Here is a 7,401-nt window from a genome sequence, read left to right as displayed (position 1 = left end):
GAACCCGAACGGTTCGCCGGGCGGTCTCACCGGTTTCACCGCTGCCGAAGGACGCGTGACGATCATGATGCCGCATCCGGAACGCGTGTTCCGCAGCGTGCTGATGAGCTGGCATCCGGAAAAGTGGGGCGAGGATTCACCGTGGATGCGCATGTTCCGCAACGCACGGGTGTGGTGCGGCTGATGTGTTCCCACGCTAGGCCTGTGTCGAGGGTCTAGCGTGGCTGCCGTCGCGCGCTGGTTATCGAAAGTACTTCCGGGGCTCGCCTGGTCGGGCGTGCTGGCGATGTTGCCCTGGTGGCTGGGATTGCCGCTGCTGTTGTTGTCTGCGCTGGGTGCGGTGTGGTTCGACCGGCGCGTCGCGCGCTACGCCGAGCTCTGCCGACGTGCCTTGCGCTGGGGTTTGCCCGGTTTGTTGTTCGCCGTGCAGCGCGCCCTGGGCGGTGACCTGCTGGCTTGGGGCGCGGCCTTGCTGGGCGCCCTGGTCGGCTTCTCGCTGGTGGTGTTAATGGAGTCGCTGCTCGACCATCGCGTGCAAGGCACGCCGGCGGCTAAGGCATCGCCGGAGTGGAGCGAGCTGGCGATGGCGCCGGTCGGTCCGCCCGCGCACATCATCGAACTGACCCGGGCTCACTGGCAGGTCGCGACTGCTGAATTCGTCGACGCGACTGGCGCCGCGCGCTTCGAGGCGATCGACGATGGGCGAGGGCGTTACGTGTTCGCCCAGGGCCAGGTGATCGACAAGGCGAGCCCGCGCTACTGCAGTAGTCCTGGCGGCCGCTGGTTTGTGGCCAATCTGCCGGGCGGCCGCGGCGAGATACTGTGGGACCGGCAAAGCCGGCACATGCATCGGCTGAGCGGGTGGCAACTGAGCGGCTGGGACGGCGAGCAGCCTTGGCTGGCCGCGGGCAGCGATGCGGCGCCGACTCCCCTGCATGAAGTGCTGGGGCAGCTGCCGCGACCGTAGTCAAGGCGTTTCATCGGACGGCCCGTCTCGACATACACTTCACAGTTCTCCCCGGGTAGACGCGCCCACAGCGGCCTGCGTGAACCCTTGGAACACTTTCAGTCACTCAATCTAGCCCCGGACAACGCATACTTGTGACTGTGACTACCGACGCACCTTCTTCCTTGTCCTCCGTGTTGCCGGTCAGTGTGATCGTGGTGGCCGCCGACAGTGGTCCCAGCCTGCGCGACTGCGTGCGGCGCGTGCTGGCGTGCGAGCTGCCGCTGGAATTGGTGCTGGTGGACAACGCCTCCTCCGACGGCATTCCGCAGGCGATTGCGCGCGCGCACGAGAGCGATACGCGGCTGCGCGTGGTCTACAACCATGCCAACCTGGGTTTCGGCCCGGCGGTGAACCGCGGCGCAGCGCAGTCGCACGGCAAGTCGCTGCTGGTGCTCAATCCCGATTGCCTGATCGACAACGAGACGCTGCAGCGTCTGCTCGACCTGCTGGCCTCGCATCCGCGTGCGGGCGTGATCGGCGCGGTGGTGTGCGATGAAAACGGTACGCCCGATCCGGCGTCTTATCGTCGCGATCCGTTGCTGCGTCGCGCGTTGAATACGCTGTTCCATCGCGCGGGCGAAGGCATCAATATCGAAGGCCCCATGCCGGACAGCCTGGTCGAGGCCGAGGCGGTGTCGGGCGCGTTGATGCTGATGCCGCGGCGCGTGTTCAACTATCTCGCCGGTTTCGACGAAGCCTATTTCCTGCATTGCGAAGACCTGGACCTGTGCCGCCGCGTGCGCGACGCCGGTTATCACGTGATGCTGGCGGGCGATGTGCACGTGCTGCACGGCAAGGGCAGTTCGAGCCGTCATCGGCCGGTGTTCGTGAGCAGGCACAAGCATCGCGGCATGTGGCGCTGGTTCCGCAAGTTCGATCCGGATTCGCGCAAGCCGTGGATCGCCGGCGTGGTGTGGCTCGGCATCTGGACGCACTTTTTGCTGCAGATTCCCGGGCAGCTGTGGCGACTGGCGCGGCGCAAGCGATCGCAGGACGCCGCGTGACGGCGCGCGCGTCGCGAACCGCGACCTGGGCCACGCTGGGTCTGGTGTCAGTCACCGCCATCTGGGGTTCCACCTTTTTCCTGATCAAGGATCTGGTGGCGCGCATGCCCGTGGCCGATTTCCTGGCCGTGCGCTTTCTCATCGCAGCCCTGGCCATGGCTGCGTTGTTTCATCGCCCGCTGCTGCGGCTGAGTCGGCGCGAGTGGTGGCAGGGCAGTGCGCTGGGTGCGATCTACGGCATTGCGCAGCTATTGCAGACCTCCGGGCTGGAACATACGTCGGCGAGCATCAGCGGCTTCGTCACCGGCATGTACGTCGTGTTCACGCCCTTGCTCGGCACGGTGCTGCTGCGCCAGCGGCTGCCGTCGGTCACCTGGATTGCCGTGCTGCTTTCCGTCGGTGGTCTTGGCCTGCTTGCGTTGCACGGTTTGAGCGTCGGTTACGGCGTGTGGCTCACGCTCGCCTCAGCGGCGTTGTATGGCCTGCACATCGTCGGACTGGGAACCTGGTCGCGTCCCGGCAGCGCATTCGCCTTGTCGACGGTGCAGATGATGGTGATTGCAGCGATCTGCCTGCTGGCTACGGTGCCTTCCGGTCCCTCGCTCCCGCCCGATCTCGGCGCCTGGGCGGCCGTCGTGTATATGGCGCTGGCGGCCGGCGCGGGCGCTATGCTGGTGCAGACCTGGGCGCAGGCCCATCTCTCGCCGACGCGCGCGGCCATCGTGATGACGCTGGAGCCGGTGTTTGCGGCGGGCTTCGCGGTCAGCTTCGGCCATGACGCGCTGACCTGGCGCATGCTCGCCGGCGGTGCGCTGGTGCTGGCGGCGATGTATCTGGTGGAGCTGGCGCCGCGCAGCAGTGCGGTGCAGGCGGAAGGGCTGCACCACGAGGTGTGAGCGCCCTCCGTTCTGTGGGAACGCACCCTGTGCGCGACTGCGGCGCCGGGACGTCATCGCTTCGTAGGTTTGTCGCGCACAGGGTGCGCTCCCACAGGTGTTGCCCTTTCAGTCTTTGCGCTTGGCCGGATGCGGCTGCAGCGCAAGGCGCACCAGATAGATCACGATGGCGATGTTGGCGATCAATGCACCCAGCTTGAGCCAGCCAAACTTGTGGATCGTCTCGTACAACTCCAGCGGAATCAGCGAGCCGGTGGCAATCACCGTGAACCATTCCGCCCAGTGCTTGCGCAGCCACAGTCCGGTGCCTTCGGTGGCGAAGATGGCGGCATAAGCGAGCGCCACCAGGCCGATCGCGACGAACTTGCTCGGTCCCAGCGATTGCAGCACCTCCACCAGGCGCCAGCGCAGGCCGTTGCTGTCGGTCAGCGACAGGTGCTCCAGCCAGTGCACCAGCTTTTGGAAGTTCTGCTCGCGGTCCAGGTGGAAGGCGAAAATCGCCACCAGGATCAGGCACACCGTCTTCACGCCCTTGTAGATGGCGATGATGCGCAGGCCGAGGCTGTGTTGGGCCTCGATCTCCGACGAAGGCTGCAGGCGGGGGTGGTGGTGTTTGGTCATCGGGAGTCTTGCAGTGGCGAGCGGCCATGATCTGTGCGGGATGATGAAGGCTAGGGTATCGGATGCCCAGCCCCGTTCAGAGACGAGAAAGGCCATGCCCGGCAGGGCACGGCCTTTGGGATGCTCGGACCGGTCTCAGCCTAGCAGCAGCGTCCGCCGGTTCCCTTGTAGCGGGCAATTTGCCGCTCCCTGAAAAACTCCTTGTAGCTGGGCACGGCGCGATCCGGGTGGTGTTCGCGCAGGTGCTTCACGTACACGTCGTAGTCGGGAACGCCACAGCAGAGGCGGGCGGTTTGCACCGCCCACTTCCTGATCGCCTGCAAGTCCATTTTCATGATGGCAGCCCTCAGCGGCTGGGCACGGTGCCCAGCGCCACGTACGGCTCTTCGTGAGCGGTGGGATGGTTGATGCTCCAGGCCCTGACGATCGCCCGGATGGTGAAGGCGAGCATGGTCAGGATCAGCAGCATGAAAATGCCGGTGAGCGCGGCGTCGACATAGTTGTTGGTCACGATGCGCTGCATTTCCTCCGCGGTCTTGGCCGGCGCCAGCAGTTTGCCGTCGGCGATGGCCTGCGCGTATTTCTGCGCCGCCGCCGTGAAGCTGATCGGACCGCTGAGCTTCTCCCAGCCTGCCGTGAGTGTGCACACGCACAGCCAGATCGCGGGAATGCCCGGCACGAGCACGTAGCGCTCGCGCTTGAGCTTCACCGTCACTACCGTGGCCAGCATCAACGCCACCGCCGCCAGCATCTGGTTGGCGATACCGAACAATGGCCATAGCGTGTTGATGCCGCCCAATGGATCGACTGCGCCTTGATACAGGAAGTAGCCCCATAGACCTACGCAGATGGCGGTAGCCAGCAGGTTGCCGGTCCACGATTCGGTGTGCTGCAGCGGCTTGTAGATGAGGCCGGCGATCTCCTGGATCATGAAGCGGCCCACGCGCGTTCCCGCATCCACGGTGGTGAGGATGAACAAGGCTTCGAACAGGATGGCGTAGTGATACCAGAACGCCATCATGCCTTCGCCGGGGACGATGCCGTGCAGCAGCTGGGCCATGCCCACCGCCAGCGTCGGCGCTCCGCCGGCACGGCTGAGGATGCTCGACTCGCCGATGTTCTTGGCGGTATTGAGCAACTCGTCCGGCGTCACCACGAAGCCCCACTGGCTGATCGCGGTAGCGGCCGATTGCGCGGTGGTGCCGATCAAGGCGGCCGGCGAGTTCATCGCGAAGTACACGCCCGGATGCAGCGAAGCGGCGGCAACCAGCGCCATGATGGCGACGAAGGCCTCCATCAGCATGCCGCCGTAGCCGATCATGCGCGCCTCGCCTTCATTGGCAATCAGCTTGGGCGTGGTGCCCGAGGCGATGATCGAATGCCAGCCCGACACCGCACCGCAGGCGATCGTGATGAACAGGAACGGGAACAGGTTGCCCTGGAACACCGGGCCGGTGCCGTCGATGAACTTGGTGATGGCCGGCATCTGCAGCGTGGGCGCAGCCAGGAAGATGGCCAGCGCCAGCAGCATGATGGTGCCGATCTTGAGGAAGGTGGAGAGATAATCGCGCGGCGCCAGCAACAGCCACACCGGCAACACCGAGGCGCAGAAGCCGTAGGCGATCAGCAGCCAGGCCAGCGACTTCGCATCGAAATCGAACACTGCCGACCACGTGGGCGAGGCGGCGACGTGCGCGCCGAACCAGATCGAAGTCAGCAGCAGGATCAGGCCGATGATCGACACTTCGAGAATCTTGCCCGGCCGCAGCCAGCGCAGATAGACGCCCATCAGCAGCGCGATCGGAATGGTCGCCGCCACGGTAAAGGTGCCCCAGGGGCTATGCGTCAGCGCCTTGACCACCACCAGCGCCAGCACCGCCAGCACGATCATCATCAGCACCAGCACGCCGAACATGGCCACCACGCCGGCGGTCGGCCCGAGTTCGTCGCGCAGCATATTGCCCAGCGAGCGGCCATCGCGTCGTACCGAGAGGCCCAGGATCATGAAGTCCTGCACCGCGCCGGCAAACACTACGCCGAACAGGATCCAGAGCGTGCCGGGCAGGTAACCCATCTGCGCCGCCAGCACCGGACCGACCAGTGGGCCGGCACCGGCGATCGCGGCGAAGTGGTGGCCGAACACCACCCACTTGTCGGTGGGTACATAGTCCAGGCCATCGTTGCGCAGTACGGCTGGCGTGGCCCGGCTGGGGTCCATGCGCAGCACTTTTTCGTTGATGAACTTGCTGTAGAAGCGGTAGCCGATCACGAACACGGCAATGGCTGCGGCAACCAGCCAGATGGCGTTGATCGGTTCGCCCCGGCGTAGCGCGACCACCCCCAGGCACCAGGCGCCGACGATGGCGATGGCGGCCCACAGGATCTTCCCTGCGGGACTTGGTTTGACGGCGACGGTAGACATTCGCATTGGCTCCTGGGAAGTCCCCCGCAAGGTTCGTCCCGGGGGAGGCGGGGGTCAACAACATATTGCGTCGCCTCGCATTAGCCATTGGTCGAATGGGCGGAGGGGGCGTGCGCATGCGCGGGCATCCCGGCCGGCGCGTACACTGGCGGTCTGTCAGCCGCCCCGCGCGGCCTTGCTGAATCGATGAAGAGGCGAGGATTTTTCCATGATCCGCGAGATCCTGAAGATGGGCGACCCACGGCTGTTGCGGGTGGCCCCGCCGGTGCCTGACGGCATGATCGGCAGCGCGGAACTCGATGCGCTGATCGCCGATATGTTCGACACCATGCACGACGCCGGCGGCGTCGGTCTTGCTGCACCGCAAATCGGCGTGGACCTGCAATTGGTGATCTTCGGCTTCGACCAGTCCGAGCGCTATCCGGACGCCCCGGCGGTGCCGCGCACGATCCTGCTCAATCCGGTGATCACGCCGCTGTCGCAGGACATGGAGGAGGGGTGGGAAGGTTGTCTGTCCGTGCCAGGCCTGCGTGGTGCGGTGAGTCGGTATTCGTTGATCCGTTATCAGGGGATCGATCCGCAGGGTGCGCAGATCGATCGCAACGCCGAAGGGTTTCATGCGCGCGTGGTGCAGCATGAGTGCGATCACTTGATCGGGCGTTTGTATCCGTCGCGGATCACGGATTTCAGCAAGTTCGGGTATACCGAGGTGTTGTTTCCGGGGATGGATCCGGGGGCGGATGAGTGAGTCCGCTTTGCTCCCTCTCCCCGTCGGGGAGAGGGTTGGGGTGAGGGGCGGGTGCTCGCGGGAACGTCTCTACGCGTCCCAGTTTAGGTAGCTTTTGCTCGTCCTGCGAAGGCGGGAAGCGCTTCTCAACAGCCGAATGGCGGGTCATCTAGAGCCTCGGAGTTTAGTTGTTGCGATACGGCGACCTTGCCCGCCTGCCGCGGGCTTCCGTGCCGCTGCCGCGGCCCGGGTTACTTTTCTTTGCTTGCCCAAAGAAAAGTAACCAAAAGAAAGGGCCCCCCGGATGACGCGCCTTCCGGRCCTTCGGYCCTCCAGGTGCGCGTGCGGGTTACGGGGTTTTTCGACAGGACATCCCTGTCCTGTCGAAAAACTGGCCGCATCCATGCGGCCACCCTSCGGGCTTTCCTCCACCCGCCCGCCGCGTCATACGGGGACCCCGGGAGCGGAGAGCCAAGAGCGGAGAGCGGAGAGCGGAGAGCCACATCAAGAGCCACGCGACGTCCGACGCTGTTGGGCCGTTCTTTTGTAGGAGCGCACTTGTGCGCGACCACCCGACGGAGCGGCACATCCAGGTGGTGCGGTCGCGCACAAGTGCGCTCCTACAAGGGAGGGCGCAGGTYCGTGGATGGCGGATCAATCTTGCCGGTCGGCTCKTCTGTGGGAGCGCACCCTGTGCGCGACAAACCTACGGAGCGGTACAC

8 protein-coding genes are annotated in these 7,401 nt (G+C 65.2%); 5 read left to right on the top strand and 3 right to left on the bottom strand.

Annotated elements, in window-relative coordinates; translation table 11 throughout:
• The 4 genes from AC1DMG_RS17985 to AC1DMG_RS17970 all read left to right on the top strand — a co-directional run.
• On the top strand, positions 1-184 hold a 184-nt coding region (locus AC1DMG_RS17985), incomplete at its 5' end, for a phosphoribosylformylglycinamidine synthase subunit PurQ (protein ID WP_477180854.1).
• Between the two features lie 36 nt (positions 185-220).
• A complete protein-coding gene (locus AC1DMG_RS17980) occupies positions 221-967 on the top strand; it encodes a hypothetical protein (RefSeq protein WP_441605618.1) in 747 nt (248 codons plus the stop codon).
• 140 nt (positions 968-1,107) lie between these two features.
• Positions 1,108-2,013, top strand: a complete 906-nt coding sequence (locus AC1DMG_RS17975) for a glycosyltransferase family 2 protein (RefSeq protein ID WP_441605624.1) — start codon at positions 1,108-1,110, stop codon at positions 2,011-2,013.
• A complete protein-coding gene (locus tag AC1DMG_RS17970) occupies positions 2,010-2,909 on the top strand; it encodes a DMT family transporter (protein WP_441605617.1) in 900 nt (299 codons plus the stop codon). Before AC1DMG_RS17975 ends, AC1DMG_RS17970 begins: the two co-directional genes overlap by 4 nt.
• 108 nt (positions 2,910-3,017) lie before the next feature.
• On the opposite strand, the gene AC1DMG_RS17965 is transcribed toward AC1DMG_RS17970, so the two are convergent.
• The 3 genes from AC1DMG_RS17965 to AC1DMG_RS17955 all read right to left on the bottom strand — a co-directional run bounded on the left by AC1DMG_RS17965 (position 3,018) and on the right by AC1DMG_RS17955 (position 5,952).
• Positions 3,018-3,530 carry a DUF2127 domain-containing protein gene (locus AC1DMG_RS17965; protein WP_477178807.1) on the bottom strand — a complete coding sequence of 171 codons (513 nt, stop codon included), beginning with the start codon at positions 3,528-3,530 and terminating at the stop codon, positions 3,018-3,020.
• A gap of 140 nt (positions 3,531-3,670) precedes the next feature.
• Positions 3,671-3,865 (bottom strand): YbdD/YjiX family protein, encoded by a 195-nt coding sequence (locus AC1DMG_RS17960; RefSeq protein WP_477163234.1) that lies wholly within the window; start codon positions 3,863-3,865, stop codon positions 3,671-3,673.
• 11 nt (positions 3,866-3,876) lie between these two features.
• On the bottom strand, positions 3,877-5,952 hold the full coding sequence (locus tag AC1DMG_RS17955; RefSeq protein WP_441605614.1) for a carbon starvation CstA family protein: 2,076 nt from the start codon (positions 5,950-5,952) through the stop codon (positions 3,877-3,879).
• A 208-nt stretch (positions 5,953-6,160) separates the two neighbouring features.
• Here AC1DMG_RS17955 and def point away from each other — a divergent pair, with 208 nt between their 5' ends.
• Positions 6,161-6,700 (top strand): peptide deformylase, encoded by a 540-nt coding sequence (gene def, locus AC1DMG_RS17950; protein WP_477178806.1) that lies wholly within the window; start codon positions 6,161-6,163, stop codon positions 6,698-6,700.
• Positions 6,701-7,401: the final 701 nt, after the last annotated feature.

It is taken from the genome of Dyella sp. 01N36, from assembly GCF_056399745.1.
This window is presented reverse-complemented; position numbering and strand designations above follow the sequence as displayed.

Bases quoted from the DNA above. Each gene is read 5' to 3' on its own strand.
- def (WP_477178806.1), top strand. From the start codon at position 6,161: ATGATCCGCGAGATCCTGAAGATGGGCGACCCACGGCTGTTGCGGGTG.
- AC1DMG_RS17965 (WP_477178807.1), bottom strand. From the start codon at position 3,530: ATGACCAAACACCACCACCCCCGCCTGCAGCCTTCGTCGGAGATCGAG.
- AC1DMG_RS17955 (WP_441605614.1), bottom strand. From the start codon at position 5,952: ATGTCTACCGTCGCCGTCAAACCAAGTCCCGCAGGGAAGATCCTGTGG.
- AC1DMG_RS17960 (WP_477163234.1), bottom strand. From the start codon at position 3,865: ATGAAAATGGACTTGCAGGCGATCAGGAAGTGGGCGGTGCAAACCGCC.